This window comes from Geodermatophilus sp. SYSU D00698 (assembly GCF_054050335.1).
In genome coordinates this window covers 48,782-66,102 of sequence record NZ_JBJGZD010000006.1, presented here as the reverse complement: position 1 = coordinate 66,102, position 17,321 = coordinate 48,782, and the positions used below count along the sequence as shown (strand labels likewise).

Here is a 17,321-nt window from a genome sequence, read left to right as displayed (position 1 = left end):
GAGCGCCGGCGCCCGGTGGCGCGCCCGCGGTCGGGCCCGGGTCACGCCGTCCCCAGCAGCCGCGGCAGCGCCGTCGAGATGGGCTCGCGGACGACGAGGTCGGCCAGCCCGTCGTAGGGCGTGGGCTCGGCGTTGACGATGACCACCCGCGCGCCGTGCGCGGCGGCGATCTCGACCAGCCCGGCCACCGGGTACACGACCAGCGAGGTGCCGACGGCGAGGAAGACGTCGCAGTCCGCGGCGGCGGCGGCGGCGGCGTCGAGGACCCGCTCGTCCAGGGCCTGCCCGAAGCTCACCGTCGCGGACTTGAGGATGCCGCCGCAGACGGTGCAGGCCGGGTCGGGGTCGCCGGCGTCGATGCGGGCCAGCGCCTCGTCCATCGACGTCCGGTCCCCGCACGACAGGCACTCGACCGCGTGCACCGTGCCGTGCAGCTCGAGCACCGCCCGCGGCGAGGACCCGGCGGCCTGGTGCAGCCCGTCGACGTTCTGGGTGAGCAGCGCCCGCAGCCGGCCCTGCCGCTCCAGGTCGGCCAGCGCCCGGTGCCCGGCGTTCGGGGCGATGGTGGCCGCCCGCACGTCCGCGCGCATGCGCCACGCCTTGCGCCGGATCTCCGGGTCGGCGACGTAGTAGGACAGCGTCACGAGCTTCTCGGCGTCCGGGTCGCGGGTCCACACGCCGTTGGGGCCGCGGTAGTCGGGGATGCCGCTGTCGGTGGAGATCCCGGCGCCGGTCAGGACGGTCACCCGCCGGGCCTGCGCCAGCCAGGCGGGCATCGGGTCGGGGACGGCGCCGGTCACGCGCCCCACGGTAGGTCGCCGGGGGAGCGACGTCACCGGGGAAGGGAAGGGTCGCCTCACCAGTGCGTCTCCGCAGGCGGCTGGGATGATGGGGGGTGGCATTCAAGCCCGATGGACTCTCGAGGGTGAGGCGCAAGCAGTGGCAGCCAGCAAGGACAGCTTCGGAGCCCGGTCGACGCTCAGCGTCGACGGCACCGACTACGACATCTACCGGCTCGACGCGGTCGAGGGCGCAGACCGGCTCCCCTTCAGCCTGAAGGTCCTCCTCGAGAACCTGCTGCGCACCGAGGACGGCGCGGACATCACCGCCGACCACATCCGGGCGCTGGCGAACTGGGACCCCTCGGCCGAGCCCGACCAGGAGATCCAGTTCACCCCGGCCCGCGTGGTCATGCAGGACTTCACCGGCGTCCCCTGCATCGTCGACCTCGCCACCATGCGCGAGGCCATGGCGGAGCTCGGCGGCGACCCGAACAAGATCAACCCGCTCGCCCCGGCCGAGCTGGTCATCGACCACTCGGTCATCGCCGACGTCTTCGGCACCCCGGACTCGTTCGAGCGCAACGTCGAGATCGAGTACCAGCGCAACGGCGAGCGCTACCAGTTCCTGCGCTGGGGCCAGGGCGCCTTCGACGACTTCAAGGTCGTCCCCCCGGGCATGGGCATCGTCCACCAGGTCAACATCGAGCACCTGGCCCGCGTGGTGTTCCCGCGGCAGGAGGGCGACCGCGTCGTCGCCTACCCCGACACCTGCGTGGGCACCGACTCGCACACCACGATGGTCAACGGCCTGGGCGTGCTGGGCTGGGGCGTCGGCGGCATCGAGGCCGAGGCCGCGATGCTCGGCCAGCCGGTCTCGATGCTCATCCCGCGCGTGGTCGGCTTCAAGCTGACCGGCGAGCTGCCCGAGGGCTCCACCGCCACCGACCTGGTCCTGACGATCACCGAGATGCTGCGCCGGCACGGCGTCGTCGGGAAGTTCGTCGAGTTCTACGGCGAGGGCGTCTCCGCGGTGCCGCTGGCCAACCGCGCCACGATCGGCAACATGAGCCCGGAGTTCGGCTCGACCGCGGCGATGTTCCCCATCGACGAGGAGACCATCGCCTACCTGCGGCTCACCGGCCGCTCGGCCGAGCAGGTCGCCCTGGTCGAGGCCTACGCCAAGGAGCAGGGCCTCTGGCACGACCCGTCGCGCGAGCCGGCCTTCTCCGAGTACCTCGAGCTGGACCTGTCCACGGTCGTCCCCTCGATCGCCGGCCCGAAGCGGCCGCAGGACCGCGTCGCGCTGTCGGACGCCAAGGCCTCCTTCCGCGCCGCGCTGCCGGACTACGTCGCCGACGACCAGACCGGCGGCGACGACCGCAAGCCCGGCGTCCCGCAGAACGAGCAGCCCTACGGCGTGGTGTCCGCGGCCGACGAGGCCTCGGCCGAGTCGTTCCCGGCGTCGGACCCGGTGAGCCCCTTCGCCCACGGCAACGGCGAGGACGGCAAGCCGCACCCGTACCTGCCCGGCGAGTCGCTGCCCGACCGGCCGAACAAGCCGACCAGGGTGGTGCTCGAGGACGGCACCGAGACCTTCGTCGACCACGGCCACGTCGTGATCGCCGCGATCACCTCCTGCACCAACACCTCCAACCCGCAGGTGATGCTCGGGGCGGCGCTGCTGGCGAGGAAGGCCGTCGAGGCGGGCCTGCAGACCAAGCCGTGGGTCAAGACGACGCTGGCGCCCGGCTCGAAGGTCGTCACCGACTACTACGAGAAGTCCGGCCTCACCCCGTACCTGGAGAAGCTCGGCTTCTTCCTGGTCGGCTACGGCTGCACCACCTGCATCGGCAACTCCGGCCCGCTGCCGGAGCCGGTGTCGGCCGCGGTCAACGAGGCCGACCTCGCCGTCGTCTCGGTGCTGTCGGGCAACCGGAACTTCGAGGGCCGGATCAACCCCGACGTCAAGATGAACTACCTGGCCAGCCCGCCGCTGGTCATCGCCTACGCGCTGGCCGGCTCGATGGACGTCGACATCACGTCCGAGCCGCTGGGCAAGGGCAAGGACGGCCAGGACGTGTACCTGCGCGACATCTGGCCCTCGCCGGCCGAGGTGCAGCGGGTCATCGACGAGGCGGTCTCGGCCGAGCAGTTCGGCCGCAGCTACGAGGACGTCTTCGCCGGCACCGAGCAGTGGCAGAACCTGCCCACGCCCACCGGTGACACGTTCTCGTGGGACGCCGGGAGCACCTACGTCCGCAAGCCCCCGTACTTCGAGGGCATGCAGGACCGGCCGGCCCCGGTCCAGGACATCACCGGCGCCCGGACGCTGGCGGTGCTCGGCGACTCGGTGACCACCGACCACATCTCGCCCGCGGGGTCGATCAAGGCCGACAGCCCGGCCGGGAAGTACCTGCGCGAGCACGGCGTGGAGCGGCGCGACTTCAACTCCTACGGCTCCCGCCGCGGGAACCACGAGGTCATGATCCGCGGCACCTTCGCCAACATCCGGCTGCGCAACCAGCTGGTGCCCGGCACCGAGGGCGGCGTGACCAAGAACCACCTGACCGGCGAGACGACGACGATCTACGACGCCTCCGTCGCCTACCAGGAGGCCGGCATCCCGCTGGTCGTGCTGGCCGGCAAGGAGTACGGCTCCGGCTCGTCGCGCGACTGGGCGGCCAAGGGGACGGCGCTGCTCGGCGTCAAGGCGGTCATCGCGGAGAGCTACGAGCGGATCCACCGCTCCAACCTCATCGGCATGGGTGTGCTGCCGCTGCAGTTCCCCGAGGGCGAGGACCGCGAGTCGCTCGGCCTGACCGGCGACGAGGAGTTCACGATCACCGGGATCACCGAGCTGAACGAGGGCCGCACGCCCCGCACCGTGAAGGTGAGGGCGGGCGACGTGGAGTTCGACGCCCGCGTCCGCATCGACACCCCCGGCGAGGCGAACTACTACCGCAACGGCGGGATCATGCAGTACGTCCTCCGCTCGCTGCGCAACGCCTGATCGGAGGCTGATCCCCCGATGGACCTGGGCCTGGGCGGTCGCGGGTACCTGCTCACCGGCGCGAGCCGGGGGCTGGGCCTGGCGACCGCCCGGGCCCTCGTCGCCGACGGGGCCCGGGTCCTCGTCAGCTCCCGCTCCCCCGAGTCGGTCTCCGCGGCCGTGGCGGAGCTGGGCGACGGCGCGTCCGGGGTGGCCGCCGACCTCGCCGACCCGGGCGCCGCCGACCTGCTCGTCGGCCGCGCGCTCGAGGTGCTCGGCCGGGTCGACGGCGTGCTGGTCTCCGTCGGCGGCCCGGCGCCGGGCACGGTGCTGACGACGGCGGAGGACGACTGGCGGGCCGCCGTCGACAGCGTGCTGCTCGGCCCGCTGCGGCTGGTCCGGGCGCTGGAGCCGCACCTGTCCGCCGGGGCGGCGATCGGGTTCGTGCTGTCGACGTCGGTGCGCCAGCCGATCGGGCACCTGGCGATCTCCAACGCGCTGCGCCCGGGCCTGGCCATGACCGCGAAGGCGCTGGCCGACGAGCTCGGCCCGCGCGGGATCCGGGTGGTCGGGCTGATGCCCGGCACGATCGCCACCGACCGGATCACCGACATCGAGGCCGCCTCGGGCGACCCGGCGGCGATGCGGGCGCGCACCGAGGCCGGCATCCCGCTGCGCCGCGTCGGCGAGCCCGACGAGTTCGGCCGGGTGGCGGCCTTCCTGCTCTCCCCCGCCGCCGGCTACGTCACCGGCACGATGGTGGCGGTCGACGGCGGCGTCCTGCGCACCCCGTGAGCGACGCTCCGGTCCTCGTCGCGTGCGCGCACGGCACGCGCAACCCGACCGGGCGCCGGCTGGTCGCCGAGCTGGCCCTGGCCGCGCGCCGGCTGCGCCCGGGGCTGGTGACGACGGCCGCCTTCGTCGACGTGCAGCCGCCCACGGTGGTCGACGTCGTCGCGGGCCTCGCCGCGGAGGGGCGGCCGGCCGTCGTCGTGCCGCTGCTGCTGTCCGGCGGGTACCACGTGCACGTCGACATCGCGGGCGCCGTGGCCGCGCACGAGTCCGCCGTCGCCGCCCGCCCGCTGGGCCCCGACCCGCGGCTGGCCGACGTCCTCTCCGACCGGCTGGTGCAGGCCGGCGCCGACCCGCGCGACCCCCTCACCGCCGTGGTCCTCGCCGCCGCGGGCTCCAGTGACCCGCGGTCGGTGGCCGACGTCGAGGACACCGCCGACCTGCTGCAGCGCGCCTGGGCCGGCCCCGTCACCACCGGCTACGGCTCGGCCGCGCAGCCCCCGGTCGCCGACGCGGTCGCCGCCGCGCGGAAGGCCGGCGCCGAGCGGGTCGTCGTCGCCGCCTACCTGCTCGCGCCCGGCCACTTCCACGGCAGGCTGGCCGAGGCCGGCGCCGACGTCGTCACCGCTCCCCTGCTGCCCGACGAGCGCATCGCCGCCGTCCTGCTCGACCGCTACGACGCCGCGGTCGGGAGCCGTCAGGGCTAGGAGGGTGCCTCAGGGGCCGGTGGCGACCGGGCGGGACGGGTCGGCCGACCACTGGGACCAGGAGCCCGGCCACAGCGCCGCCTCGACGCCCGCCTCGGCGAGCGCCGCCACCTCGTGCGCGGCGGTCACGCCCGAGCCGCAGTAGACGCCGACCGCCGTCCCCGGCCGGACGCCGAGCGCGGCGAACCGCTCGGCCAGGTCGGTCCGGAACCGGCCGTCCGCCCGCAGGTTCTCCCCCGTCGGCGCGCTCACCGCGCCCGGCACGTGCCCGGCCCGCGGGTCCACCGGCTCGCGCTCGCCGCGGTAGCGCTCGCCGGCCCGCGCGTCGAGCAGCACCCCGCCGCGCGCGGGCAGCGCCGCGGCCTCGTCGGCGGTGAGGGTCGGCATGCGGCCGCCGGTCAGCACGACGTCGCCGGGTTCGGGGACGACGTCGCCGGTCTCCAGCTCCCCGCCGGCCGCGACCCAGGCGTCCAGGCCGCCGTCGAGCAGCCGGACGTCGGTCAGCCCGCCCCAGCGCAGCAGCCACCACGCCCGCGCGGCGGCCTGTCCGCCGGTGGCGTCGTAGGCGACGACGGCGTCGCCGGACCGGATGCCCCACCGCCGGGCCGCGGCCTGCAGGGCCGCAGGCGACGGCAGGGGGTGCCGGCCCCCGGCGGCCGACGGCGGTGCGGCGAGCTCGGTCTCCAGGTCGACGAACACCGCGCCCGGGAGGTGGCCGGCCAGGTACCGCTCCCGGCCGTGCGGGTCGCCCAGCGCCCAGCGGACGTCGAGCAGCACCGGCCGCCGCCCCGCCGGGAGGTCCGGCCCCGCCGGGAGGTCCGGCCCCGCCGGGAGGTCACGTCCCGCCAGGAGGTCCGCGGCCGCCACCAGCACGCTCACCGGGCGGTGGCGAGCAGCCCGCGCAGCTCCTGGGTCAGCGCGTCCCGGGCGTCGCGGCGGCCCAGCCACGCGGCCGGCGTCGCCTGGAACAGCGTGGTCTTCCAGCGTCCGCCGCCCTCGTCGACGGCGACCAGCGTGTGGATGCTGTGCAGCCCCGGGTCCACGTCGTCCTCCCCCGGCGGGATCATCCCGGCGTGCGCGTGCAGGACGGCCACGCCGTCAGTGACCGCGCGCACCGAGCGGACCACGGCCACGTAGGTCGCCGTCGGGTGGCTGCCGAACACCCGCCGCAGGTCCGAGGCGATCGACAGCCGGCCGCTCACCGACGTCCCGTCGTAGCCGATCATGTCGCCGTCGTCGGCGAAGACCGCGGCCACCGCCGCGCCGCTGCGCCGGTTCCAGCCGTCGACGAAGTCGGCGTAGAGGGCGCGGATCTGGGCGTCGTACGGGTGCGCGGACGTCACGGAGCTCCTCCTGGTGCAGCTGGGGCAGGAGGAACGCTAGTTGCTACGCCGCGCCGACCGTCCGACGCTCGCCGTCGGCGAACTGGGTCCGGTAGAGGTCGGCGTAGCGGCCCCCGAGCGCCAGCAACTCCTCGTGAGTGCCCGACTCCACGATGCGACCGTCGTCGACCACGAGGATCTGGTCGGCGCTGCGGATCGTGGACAGCCGGTGCGCGATCACCAGCGACGTCCGGCCCGTCAGCGCGGTGTCCAGCGCGTGCTGCACCGCCACCTCGGACTCGCTGTCCAGGTGCGCGGTCGCCTCGTCGAGGATGACGATCCCCGGCGCCTTGAGCAGCACCCGCGCGATGGCCAGCCGCTGCTTCTCCCCGCCCGAGAGCCGGTAGCCGCGGTCGCCGACGACGGTGTCCAGGCCGTCGGGCAGCGCCGCCACGAGCGCGGCGATCCGGGCACCGGTCAGCGCCGCCCACAGCTGCTCCTCGGTGGCGTCCGGGCGGGCGTAGAGCAGGTTGGCGCGGATGGTGTCGTGGAACAGGTGCGCGTCCTGGCTGACGACCCCGATCGCGTCGCGCAGCGACGCCAGCGTCGCCTCCCGGACGTCGAGCCCGCCGACCCGCACCGCGCCCCCGGTCACGTCGTACAGCCGCGGCACCAGGTTGACGATCGTCGACTTGCCGGCACCCGAGTGCCCGACCAGCGCCACCATCTGCCCGGGCTCGACCCGGAACGACACGTCGTGCAGCACCGCCGTCGGGCCGCCGTGCTCGGGCAGCGACACGTCCTCCAGCGAGGCCAGCGACACATCGGTGGCGGCCGGGTAGCTGAAGGAGACGGCGTCGAACTCGATCGACCGGTCGCCGGCCGGCACCGGGACGGCGCCGGGCGCCTCGGCGATCATCGGCGCGAGGTCGAGCACCTCGAAGACCCGGTCGAAGCTGACCATCGCGCTCATGACGTCGACCCGGACGTTCGACAGCGCGGTCAGCGGCCCGTACAGCCGGGACAGCAGCAGCGCCAGCGCGACGACGTCGCCCGGCGACAGCGACCCGTCGAAGGCCAGCCAGCCGCCCAGGCCGTAGACCAGCGCGGTGGCCAGCGCCGCCACCAGGGTCAGCGCGGTGAAGAAGGTGCGGCCGTACATGGCCGACAGGACGCCGATGTCGCGCACCCGCGCCGCGCGGCCGCGGAAGCTCTCGGCCTCGGTGTCGGGCCGGCCGAACAGCTTGACCAGCAGCGCCCCGGCGACGTTGAACCGCTCGGTCATCGTCGCGTTCATCGACGCGTTGAGCCCGTAGGACTCCCGGGTGATCTCCTGCAGCCGCCGGCCGATCCGCCGCGCGGGCAGCACGAACAGCGGCACCATCACCAGCGAGAGCAGGGTGATCTGCCAGGACAGCGTGAACATGACACCGGCGGTGAGCACCAGGCCGATCACGTTGGACACGACGCCGGACAGCGTCGAGGTGAACGCCTGCTGCGCGCCGACGACGTCGTTGTTGAGCCGGCTGACCAGCGCACCGGTCTGGGTGCGGGTGAAGAACGCGACCGGCATCCGCTGCACGTGCTCGAACACCCGGCTGCGCAGGTCGTAGATGACGCCCTCGCCGATCCGGGCGGAGTACCAGCGGGTGGCCACCGAGATGGCGGCGTCGACCACCGCCAGGCCGGCGATGAACAGCGCGATGCGGACGATGCCGCCGGCGGTGCCGTCGAGGCGGGCGATCCGGTTGACGATGTCGCCGGCCAGCAGCGGGGTGAGCACGCCGATGACCGAGGAGCCGACCACCAGCAGCAGGAAGAACGTGAGCTCGCGGCGGTAGGGCCGGGCGACGCCGAGGATGCGGCGCACGGTGCCCTTCGGCAGCGGCCGCGAGGTGACCGACGGGTCCCGGCGGAACGAGCGCATCGCCGCCATGGAGGTCATGGGACCGCTCACGACACGACCTCCTCACGGCCGGACGGGGACCGGCCGCCGGTCCAACAGCGGCCGGTCCCCTCCTGTTCCGGATCCCTCAGCGGCGCGCGAGCCCCGCCAGTTCGGCCAGCCGCCGGGACTGCGCGGCCCGCTCGGCCGCGTCCTGCGCCTCCGGGGGGTTGCGGACGGCCGAGCGCACCAGCGCCGCGGTCTCCCGGACCGCTCCCGCCGGCGGCGCGGTGAGCGCGGCGACCAGCGTCGCCACCGCCCCGTCGAGCTCCGCGGCCGGGACGACGGCGTTCGCGATGCCCCACGCCAGCGCCTCCGCCGCCGGCACCGGCCGGCCGGTCACGCAGACCTCCATCGCCCGCGCGTAGCCCACCAGCTCCGCCAGCGTGCTCGTGCCGGTGAGGTCGGGGACGAGGCCGAGCGTCGCCTCGGGGAGCCGCAGCGACGCGTCGTCGGTCATCACCCGCAGGTCGCAGGCGAGCGCCAGCTGCGCGCCGGCGCCGATCGCGTGCCCCTGCACCGCGGCCACCGAGACGATCCCCGGCGAGCGCAGCCACCGGAAGCCGCCCTGGTACCCGCGGATCCGCTCCTGGGCGAGCTCGGCCGGCATCGTGCCCAGCTCCCCGAGCCCGCCGGGGGTCGACGGGTCGGCGCCGAACAGGCTGCGGTCCAGGCCGGCGGAGAAGGAGCGGCCGCTGCCCCGCACGACGACCACGCGCACGTCGTCGTCGAGCCTGGCGCCCACGGCCGCCAGCGCCGCCCAGGTGGCCGGCGTCTGGGCGTTGAGCTGGTCGGGTCGGTCGAGCGTGACGGTGAGGACGGCGCCGTCCCGGCTGGTGCGGACCCAGCCGTCGGCGTCGGCCGCCGTCACGCGGTCTTCTTGCTGTTCCGGTTCGCCCCGCCACGGCTGCGCAGCGTGGCACCGGACTCCGACAGGAGCCGGTGCACGAACCCGTAGGACCGGTTCGTCGAGGTGGCCAGGGAGCGGATGCTCTCCCCGCCGTCGTACCGCTTCTTCAGCTCGTCCGCCAGGGTGGTGCGGTCCCCACCGGTGATGCGCTTGCCCTTGCCGAGGTCCGTGCTCGAGTCGGCCATGACTCCCCTCCGTCGCAGCCGCCGGGACCGGCGAGGGGTGCCGGCCCGGTCGGGTGCTGGCTCGCGTGGTGCCGCCGTCCCCGTGACGCCGGCCTCCCGCACCGATGATCACCCAGCCCGCCCGGCTCGGCCACGCGAATGACAACTTCCCGGCGAGCCGTCCCGCGGCGGGCGCGGAGGGCCGGCCCGGACGGTCACCCGCCGGGCAGGTGCCCGCGCAGCCGGCGCGGGGCGCGGCTCGGCCACGCCCCGGTGAGCGCCTCCTCGAGGTCCTCGACCGACGCCGCCTCGACGTCCGCGGGCACCACCGGGTGGGTGCCGTGGCCGGCGACGGTGGAGGACGCCCGCGGCTGCGCCGCGACGAGGGCGTCCACCACGCCGGCACCGGGCAGGTCCAGCGCTGCGCCGCACGTCGTCCCGGCCGCCAGAGGCGCTACGCGAGCTCCACGAGGTCGGCGAGGTCCTCGCTCCAGGCGTCCTCGGTGCCGTCGGGCAGCAGGATGACCTTGTCCGGGTCGAGCGCGCGGACCGCGCCCTCGTCGTGCGTGACCAGCACGATGGCGCCGGTGTAGGTGCGCAGCGCGTCGAGCACCTGCTCGCGGCTGGCCGGGTCGAGGTTGTTGGTGGGCTCGTCGAGCAGCAGCACGTTGGCGCCGGAGACGACGAGCGTGGCCATCGCCAGCCGGGTCTTCTCCCCGCCGGACAGCGTGCCGGCGCGCTGGTCGGCGGCGTCGCCGGAGAAGAGGAAGGCGCCGAGGATGCGCCGCAGCTCGGTGTCGGTGCTCTGCGGTGCGGCCGCGCGCATGTTCTCCAGCAGCGAGCGGTCGTGGTCGAGCGTCTCGTGCTCCTGCGCGTAGTAGCCGATCCGCAGCCCGTGGCCCGGCAGCACCTCGCCGGTGTCGGGGACCTCGGTGCCGGCCAGCATCCGCAGCAGCGTCGTCTTCCCCGCCCCGTTCAGCCCGAGGACGACGACCCGCGCGCCCCGGTCGACGGCGAGGTCGACGTCGGTGAACACCTCGAGCGAGCCGTAGCTCTTGGACAGCCCCTCCGCGGTGAGCGGGGTCCGCCCGCACGGCGCCGGCGTCGGGAACCGCAGCTTGGCCACCCGGTCCTGGACGCGGACCTCCTCCAGCCCGGCGGCCAGCCGCGCGGCGCGCTTGTCCATGCTCTGCGCGGCCCTGGCCTTGGTGGCCTTGGCGCGCATCTTGTCCGCCTGCGCGGTCAGCGCGTCGATCTTGCGCTCGGTGTTGGCCCGCTCCTGCTTCCGGCGCCGCTCGTCGGTCTCCCGCTGGGCGAGGTAGGGCTTCCAGCCGAGGTTGTAGACGTCGACGGTGGCCCGGTTGGCGTCCAGGTGCCACACCTTGTTGACGACGGCGTCGAGCAGCTCGACGTCGTGGCTGATGACGATCAGCCCGCCCTTGTGCGCGGCGAGGAACGTCTTGAGCCAGGCGATGGAGTCGGCGTCGAGGTGGTTGGTGGGCTCGTCGAGCAGCAGCGTCTCGGCGTCCGAGAACAGGATGCGGGCGAGCTCCACCCGCCGCCGCTGGCCGCCCGAGAGGGTGCGCAGCGGCTGGCCCATGACCCGGTCGGGCAGGCCGAGGGCGGTGCAGATGCGCGCGGCGTCGCTCTCGGCGGCGTACCCGCCCAGCGCGGCGAACTGGTCCTCGAGCCGCCCGTACCGGCGGACGGCGCGGTCGCGCTCGGCGTCGTCGGCGGGCTCGGCCATGGCGACCTGCGCCTTGACCAGCTGGGCCTTGAGGACGTCGAGACCGCGGCCGGACAGCACGCGGTCGCTGGCGGTGATGTCGAGGTCGCCGCTGCGCGGGTCCTGCGGGAGGTAGCCGATCTCGCCGGTCACCTCGACCTTGCCGGCGTGCGGCAGGCGCTCACCGGCGAGCGTGGTGAGCGTGGTGGTCTTGCCGGCGCCGTTGCGCCCGACCAGACCGATGCGGTCGCCCGGCTGCACGCGCAGGCTGACGTCGCTGAGGAGGATGCGGGCGCCGGCGCGCAGTTCGAGGCCGGTCGTCGTGATCACTGATCCCAGGGTAGGCCCTGTCGTCCCGGAACCGGAGCGGATTGGCGGGTGACGTCCACGGCACCCCCGTCCGTCCACGGTCCGGGCGGGATCGCTACCGCCGGCGCCCGCGGCGCGTCACCATCCGCCCGTGACCGATCCCTCCTGGTCCGGGCCCTCCTGGGGTCCGCCCTGTCCCGTCTGCGGCACGCCGGCCGCGCCCGCCCCGGCGCCCTGCGGGACGTGCGGCCTGCCCGCCGTCGCGCAGGCGGCCACGGTGGTGGCCCGGCTCGGCGCGACCATCGACGAGTTCGCCCGCGAGCGGGACGCCCTGGTGGCCACCCTGCGCGCCGCGTCCCCGGGCCCGGCCCCCGCCCCTGCGCCCGCTCCGGCCCCCACCTGGGCGCCTGCGCCCGCGCCCGCTCCGGCCCCCGCCTGGGCGCCGCCGCCCGCGCCCGTGGCACCGCCCGTCCCGCCACCGCTCCCGCAGCCGCCGTCCCCGCGGCGGCGGCTGAGCCCCCAGCAGGTGCTGCTGGGCCTCGGCGCGCTGCTCGTGGTCGCCGCGGCGATCGCGTTCGTGGCGGTGGCCTGGACCCGGCTGGGCGTGACCTTCCAGGCCGCGGTCATGGCCACGGTCACCGCCGCCGCCTGCGCGGCCTCGGCGTGGAGCGCCCGCCGCGGCCTGCGGGCCACCGAGGAGGCGCTGGCCGGCGCCGGGGCCGCGCTGCTGGCGGTCGACCTCGCCGCCGCGCACGCGCTCGGCCTCTGGGGTGCCGACGCCGTGCCGCCCCGGCTGTGGGGCGGGCTGTCCTGCGTCGCGGTCGCGGCCGTGGCCCTGACCCTCGGCCGCGGCACGCGCAGCACGGTCACCTGGCCGCTGGTCGCCCTGCTCGCCGCCCAGCCGGCCGGCTGGCTGCTGCTGCCCCTCGGGGTGGCCGACGGCGGCGCGGGGGTCGCGGTCCTGCTCGCCACCGCGCTGGTCGACGTCCTGGCGCTGCTCCTGCTGCGCCCGGCCCTGCAGCGGGTCGCGCTCGGCCTGGGCGCCCTGACCGGAGGCGCCGGGGTGCTCCTCGGCGTCCCGCTGGCCTGGGACGGCGGTGCGGTCGACGGGTGGGTCGCCACCGGCGTCCTCGTGGTGGCCGCGGCCGTCGCCGGCGCCCTGCTGCGGGAGCCGCGGCTGGCGCCGTTCCTGCCGGAGCCGCGCGCCGCCGCGGCCGGCGCGGCGGGGGTCGCGGCCCTGGCCCTGGCCGGGTCGCTGAGCGGGCTCGGTGTGGCGGGGACCGTCGCGGCGGGCGGGCTGGGCCTGGTCCTGCTCACCGCCGCCGCGCCGCCGTCGGTCGCCGGGTCCACGCCGGCGGCGCTGCTCGCCGGCGGGGGCGCGCTCACCGCCGCCGGCGCCGGCGTCCTCGCCGACGGCGACCACGCCGCGCCGCTGGCCCTGCTGGTGCTGGCCGCCGCCGTCCCGGCCGTCCTCGCCGCGGTGCTGCGCCCCGGGGTCCGCGCCGCGGCGAGCGGGGCCGCGCTGGCCGCACCCGGCGGTGCCGTCCTGATCGCCTCGGGGGGTGGCCTGCTCTCCCCCGGGGTCGCGGGCCTCCTGCTCGGTCTCGTCGCCGCCGCCGCGTTCGCCGTCGCCACGGCCCGCGCCGCGCGGCCCGAGGAGGTCGCCGCCGCGGGCACCGGCGCGGTCCTCGCCGTGGCCGCCGGGGTCACCGCCGGCAGCGCCGGGGCGTGGGGGCAGGTCGCGGTCGACCTCGCCGTGGCCGGGGCGGCCGCCGGCTGCTACGCCGTCGTCGCCCGGCGCCGCCTCGCCGCCGTGCTCGCGGTGGCCGACCTCGTGCTCGCCGGATGGATCGCCGCGGCGGGTGCGGAGATCCGCACGCCGGAGGTCTACACGCTGCCGGCCGCGGCGGGGCTGCTGCTGCTCGCGCTCCCGGCGCTGCGCACGGGAGCAGCCTCCTGGGCCGCCGAGGGCGCCGCGGTGGCCGTCGCGCTGCTGCCGTCGGCGGTCGTCGCCGTGGCCGACCCGGCGCCGCTGCGGCTGGTCGGGGTGGTCGCCGCGGCGGCCGGGCTGACCGTCGCGGGGGCGCTCACCCACCGGCAGGCGCCGTTCGTCGTCGGGGCCGGTGCCCTGCTGGTGGTGACGCTCGGCCGGCTGGCGCCCTACGCGCCGCTCGTGCCGCGCTGGGTCACGCTGGCCACCGCGGGCCTGCTCCTGCTGGTCGTCGGGGCCACCTACGAGCGGCGCCGGCAGCAGGCACGGGAGGCGGTGGCCTGGGTCGCGCAGATGCGCTGACCGCCCCTAGCGTGAGGCCCGACGGCCGGGCGCGAGGGGGACGGCGATGACGGGCGCGCCGCTGCCGCCCCTGCCCTACGCGGGCCCGCCGGGAGCGGCCCGCGTCGATCCCGGCCCGCCCCTGCCCTCGCTGCCCGCCCGGCTGCGGCCGCCGCAGGTGATCCTCGGCGTCGGCGTGGTCCTGCTGGTGGCCGTGGCGCTGGCCGGGCCGTCGCTGGCCGGCGGGGTCGCCCGGATCGGCGTCCTGCTGCTGGCGCTGGTCGCCGCGTGCGCCGCGGCGTGGGCCGCCCGGGCCCGGCTGCGCAGCACCGAGGAGGCGTGCGCCGCGGCCGCGGTCGCGCTCGCGCTGACCGGAGCCGCCGACGCGGAGCGCACCACCGACGGCGGGCCGCTGCCGGCGCTGGGCCTGGCCGTCCTGCTGCTCGGCCTGCGGGTGCTGCTCCCCCGGCCGCTGAGCTGGCCGCTCGGCGCCTGGCTGGCGCTGCAGGTGGCGGCCCTGCGGTCGCTCGCCCTGGTGCCCGCGGGCCTGCCGCGCACCGCGCTGCTGCTCGGCGTCGCGCTGGCCGGGCTCGCGGTCACCCTGACGGCGCGGCGCCCGCTGGCCCGCGTCGCCCTGGTGACCACCGCGCCCTGGTTCGTCGCCGGGGCAGCGGGCGGGCTGGCCGGCGCCGCCACCGGTGCCGGCGCCGCCCGCTGGGTCGCGGCCGGCCTGACCGTCGCCGCGGCGGCCGGGCTGCTGCTCGTGCGGCTGGAGCGCGCGGTCGAGCCGCTGCTCGGGCCGCCGCGGCTGGTCCCCGGGGTCGCGGGCCTGGCCGCCGGCGGGGCGGTGGGTGCGGCGCTGTCCACCGACGGGCCGCTCCCGCTCCCGCTCGCGGGCTGGCTCGGCGTGCTGCTCGCGAGCGTGGCCGCGGCCACGCTGACCGGCTGGCGCCGGGGGCTGCTGCTGCCCGCCGCGACCGCCGCGGGGCTCGTCCTGGTGGTGCCGGCGGTGGCCCAGCTGGTCGCGGCCGCGCGCTGGCCGGCCCTGGTCGCGCTGCTGGTGCTGATCGCGCTGCCCGCGGCCGGTGTCGCGGCGGCCCGCCGGGACGAGCGGGCCCGGGCGCTGCCCGCGGCCGTCGGCTGCCTCGCGGCCGCGGCGCTGCTCGCGGTGCCGGCGGGGCTGCTCTCCCCCGGCGCGGCCGCCGCGGCGCTCACCGGGCTGTTCGCCGGAACGCTGGCCGCCCGGCCCGCGCTGGCCGCCGACGTCCGCGGTCCGACCGGCACGGTCGGCGCCGTCTGCGCGGGCGCGGCGCTGGTGGCCCTGGCCGTCTCCGCCGCGTGGGGTCCGCTCGCGGCCCACCTGGCCGTGCAGGGCGTGCTGGTCTGCGCCTGGGCGGCGCCGGCGGCCCGAGGGAGCGAGGCCGGGGCGGCCTGGCGCACCGGCGCGCTGGAGCTGGGCGCTGCGGGGTGGACGCTGGCCGCGCTGACCGGCACGGCCGTGGTCGAGGCCTGGAGCCTGCCGGCCGCCGCGGCGCTGCTGGTGGCGGCCGGGCCGCGCCTGTTCGACGGCCCGTCCTGGCCGGTGTGGGGTCCGGGTCTGGTGGCCGCGGCGGCGCCGTCGACGGCGGCCGCCGTGGTGCAGCCCGGCGCGCTGCGCCCGCTGCTGGTGCTCCTCGCCGCCGCCGCGGTCATGGCGCTCGGTGCGCGCGCCGCGGTGCGGGCGCCGCTGGTCGTCGGCGCGGCCACGGCGGTCGCGCTCGGCGTGGGGCTGGCGGTGGAGGCCCTGCCGCTGCCGCTGGCCGGGGTCCTCGTCGCCGGCGCGGGCCTGCTGGCCCTCGGCGCCCGCCGCGAGCTGCGCCCGGTCGCGGGCTTCGGCGCGCGGCTGTCGGACATGCGCTGACCCGCGGCCGGTGGTCAGCCGGGACCGTGGCCCGGCACCCGGGCGACGTCGGCTCCCCCACCGGCGCCGGGGTACCGGCCGGCCGCGGCCAGGTCCGCCAGCTGCAGGGTCCGCGTGACGTCGCTCGGGGACACGACGCCGACCACGCGGCCGCCGTCGAGCACCACGGCCCGCCCGTCGCCGCAGCCCTCCATGCGCCCCAGCAGGTCCAGCAGGGGCTCCTCCGGGCGGGCGGTCGGGACCTCCGACGGCGGGCAGGCGACGTTCCGCAGCCGCGTCGTCGCCCGGGCGGATGCCGGTACCGACCGCAGCCGGTTGAGGGTCACGAGACCGACCAGCGCCCCACCGGGGCCGACCAGCGGGTAGGTGCTGAACCGGTGCGCCAGGGCCACCTCGTCCAGGAATCGGTCGACCGGCTGGTCGGGGTCGGCGGTCAGCACCGGGCCGCTCATCACCCGGCCCACCGGCAGCCCGCCCAGCCGTGCGGACGCGCGGGCCTGCTGCTCCTCGGCGGTCGCGGCGTTGACGAGGAACAGGCCGATCAGACCCAGCCACAGCCCGCCCAGGCCGCGGCCGGTGACCAGCTGCAGGGCGCCGAGGGCGACGAGCGCGAACCCGAAGAAACGCCCCGCCCGGGACGCCGTCACCGCCGAGGACCACGGGTCCCCGCGCCGCCACCACAGCAGCGCCCGCAGCAGCCGCCCGCCGTCGAGCGGGGCCGCCGGGACGAGGTTGAACAGGGCCAGCGAGACGTTGATGACCGCGAGGTAGTCCAGGACGGCCACGGGCAGCCCGCCGGCGCCGGCGGCCCGCGCCAGGACGGCGGCCACCATGGCCAGCCCGCCGAGGACGAGGCTGGTCAGCGGGCCGACGCCGGCGATGCGGAACTCCGCCCCGGGGGTCCGCGCCCCGCCGCGCAGCCGGGCCACCCCGCCGAGCAGCCACAGCGTGATGCCCTCGACCTCCACGCCGTTGCGCCGGGCGACCACCGCGTGGGCCAGCTCGTGCGCGAGGAGCGAGACGAGGAAGGCGGCCGCGGCCACCAGGGCGGCGGCCGCGTACGCGAGGCCGCTGCGGCCCGGCAGCACCAGCGGGAAGCGCCCCAGGGCCAGGCCGGCGGCGATGATCGCCACGATCACCAGGACGCTGGCGTTGACGCCGACCCGGACGCCGGCGATGCGGCCCAGCCGGAAGGTCTCGTTCATGCCGTCCTCCTCGGGCGGAGTGCGCAGCCCGCTGGCGCCCTACCCGATGGCGCGTCACGGACACCCGCGCCTTGCTCAGGAGCCGGACGGCGACTCCGCGCACACCGCCCGGTGGCCCGCGCTCGGGAACGCGCGCAGCGGCGAGAGGAGCGGGCGCCCAGCGGCAGGGCCGGCCGGTCAGCGGCCACCGGCGGGCGACCCGGTCCGGGTCCACGTCGGCGGCGACGACGTGCCGGACGGTCCCCCTGACGACGACTGCCCGCGCCCCGAGGGGCGCGGGCAGTGTCACGACGCTCGC

Annotated in this window: 14 protein-coding genes; 5 read left to right on the top strand and 9 right to left on the bottom strand. The window is 77.1% G+C overall.

The genetic code is table 11. The annotated features are described in order from the left end of the window. Positions 1-41: 41 nt before the first annotated feature. Positions 42-800: an SIR2 family NAD-dependent protein deacylase gene (locus tag ACI8AB_RS07420; RefSeq protein WP_456949578.1), complete on the bottom strand. Its 759-nt coding sequence runs from the start codon at positions 798-800 to the stop codon at positions 42-44. A 139-nt stretch (positions 801-939) separates the two neighbouring features. Here ACI8AB_RS07420 and ACI8AB_RS07415 point away from each other — a divergent pair, with 139 nt between their 5' ends. The 3 genes from ACI8AB_RS07415 to ACI8AB_RS07405 are packed head-to-tail and all read left to right on the top strand — an operon-like array spanning position 940 to position 5,270. Continuing rightward, entirely contained in the window at positions 940-3,792 is a 2,853-nt protein-coding gene (locus ACI8AB_RS07415; protein ID WP_456949577.1) for an aconitate hydratase, read from the top strand. Positions 3,793-3,810: 18 nt separating this feature from the next. Further along, a complete protein-coding gene (locus tag ACI8AB_RS07410) occupies positions 3,811-4,566 on the top strand; it encodes an SDR family oxidoreductase (RefSeq protein WP_387992886.1) in 756 nt (251 codons plus the stop codon). Then, a complete protein-coding gene (locus ACI8AB_RS07405) occupies positions 4,563-5,270 on the top strand; it encodes a sirohydrochlorin chelatase (protein WP_456949576.1) in 708 nt (235 codons plus the stop codon). Before ACI8AB_RS07410 ends, ACI8AB_RS07405 begins: the two co-directional genes overlap by 4 nt. Before the next feature lie 9 nt (positions 5,271-5,279). Here ACI8AB_RS07405 and ACI8AB_RS07400 read toward each other — a convergent pair whose 3' ends face one another. The 7 genes from ACI8AB_RS07400 to ACI8AB_RS07370 all read right to left on the bottom strand — a co-directional run bounded on the left by ACI8AB_RS07400 (position 5,280) and on the right by ACI8AB_RS07370 (position 11,667). Continuing rightward, positions 5,280-6,047, bottom strand: a complete 768-nt coding sequence (locus ACI8AB_RS07400) for a sulfurtransferase (RefSeq protein ID WP_456949575.1) — start codon at positions 6,045-6,047, stop codon at positions 5,280-5,282. 98 nt (positions 6,048-6,145) lie between these two features. After that, positions 6,146-6,613: an SgcJ/EcaC family oxidoreductase gene (locus ACI8AB_RS07395; RefSeq protein WP_387992895.1), complete on the bottom strand. Its 468-nt coding sequence runs from the start codon at positions 6,611-6,613 to the stop codon at positions 6,146-6,148. A gap of 43 nt (positions 6,614-6,656) precedes the next feature. After that, positions 6,657-8,549, bottom strand: a complete 1,893-nt coding sequence (locus ACI8AB_RS07390; protein WP_456949574.1) for an ABC transporter ATP-binding protein — start codon at positions 8,547-8,549, stop codon at positions 6,657-6,659. Positions 8,550-8,625: 76 nt separating this feature from the next. Further along, positions 8,626-9,408: an enoyl-CoA hydratase/isomerase family protein gene (locus ACI8AB_RS07385; RefSeq protein WP_456949573.1), complete on the bottom strand. Its 783-nt coding sequence runs from the start codon at positions 9,406-9,408 to the stop codon at positions 8,626-8,628. Continuing rightward, positions 9,405-9,632, bottom strand: coding sequence for a helix-turn-helix domain-containing protein (locus tag ACI8AB_RS07380; protein WP_387992902.1), 228 nt, complete (start codon positions 9,630-9,632; stop codon positions 9,405-9,407). The genes ACI8AB_RS07385 and ACI8AB_RS07380 overlap by 4 nt, the downstream gene beginning before the upstream one ends. A gap of 194 nt (positions 9,633-9,826) precedes the next feature. Then, positions 9,827-10,009 (bottom strand): hypothetical protein, encoded by a 183-nt coding sequence (locus ACI8AB_RS07375; protein WP_456949572.1) that lies wholly within the window; start codon positions 10,007-10,009, stop codon positions 9,827-9,829. A gap of 56 nt (positions 10,010-10,065) precedes the next feature. Further along, complete coding sequence (locus tag ACI8AB_RS07370; protein WP_456902961.1) at positions 10,066-11,667, bottom strand: ABC-F family ATP-binding cassette domain-containing protein; 1,602 nt, start codon at positions 11,665-11,667, stop codon at positions 10,066-10,068. A gap of 130 nt (positions 11,668-11,797) precedes the next feature. Between ACI8AB_RS07370 and ACI8AB_RS07365 the strand changes: the two genes are divergently transcribed. Together ACI8AB_RS07365 and ACI8AB_RS07360 are read left to right on the top strand one after the other, a co-directional pair. Then, the gene (locus ACI8AB_RS07365; protein ID WP_456949571.1) at positions 11,798-13,939 is read left to right on the top strand and encodes an SCO7613 C-terminal domain-containing membrane protein; all 2,142 of its coding nucleotides are present in this window, start codon (positions 11,798-11,800) and stop codon (positions 13,937-13,939) included. 46 nt (positions 13,940-13,985) lie between these two features. Further along, positions 13,986-15,818 carry an SCO7613 C-terminal domain-containing membrane protein gene (locus tag ACI8AB_RS07360; protein ID WP_456949570.1) on the top strand — a complete coding sequence of 611 codons (1,833 nt, stop codon included), beginning with the start codon at positions 13,986-13,988 and terminating at the stop codon, positions 15,816-15,818. Positions 15,819-15,832: 14 nt separating this feature from the next. On the opposite strand, the gene ACI8AB_RS07355 is transcribed toward ACI8AB_RS07360, so the two are convergent. Then, positions 15,833-17,023, bottom strand: a complete 1,191-nt coding sequence (locus ACI8AB_RS07355; protein WP_456949569.1) for a site-2 protease family protein — start codon at positions 17,021-17,023, stop codon at positions 15,833-15,835. Positions 17,024-17,321 lie beyond the last annotated feature (298 nt).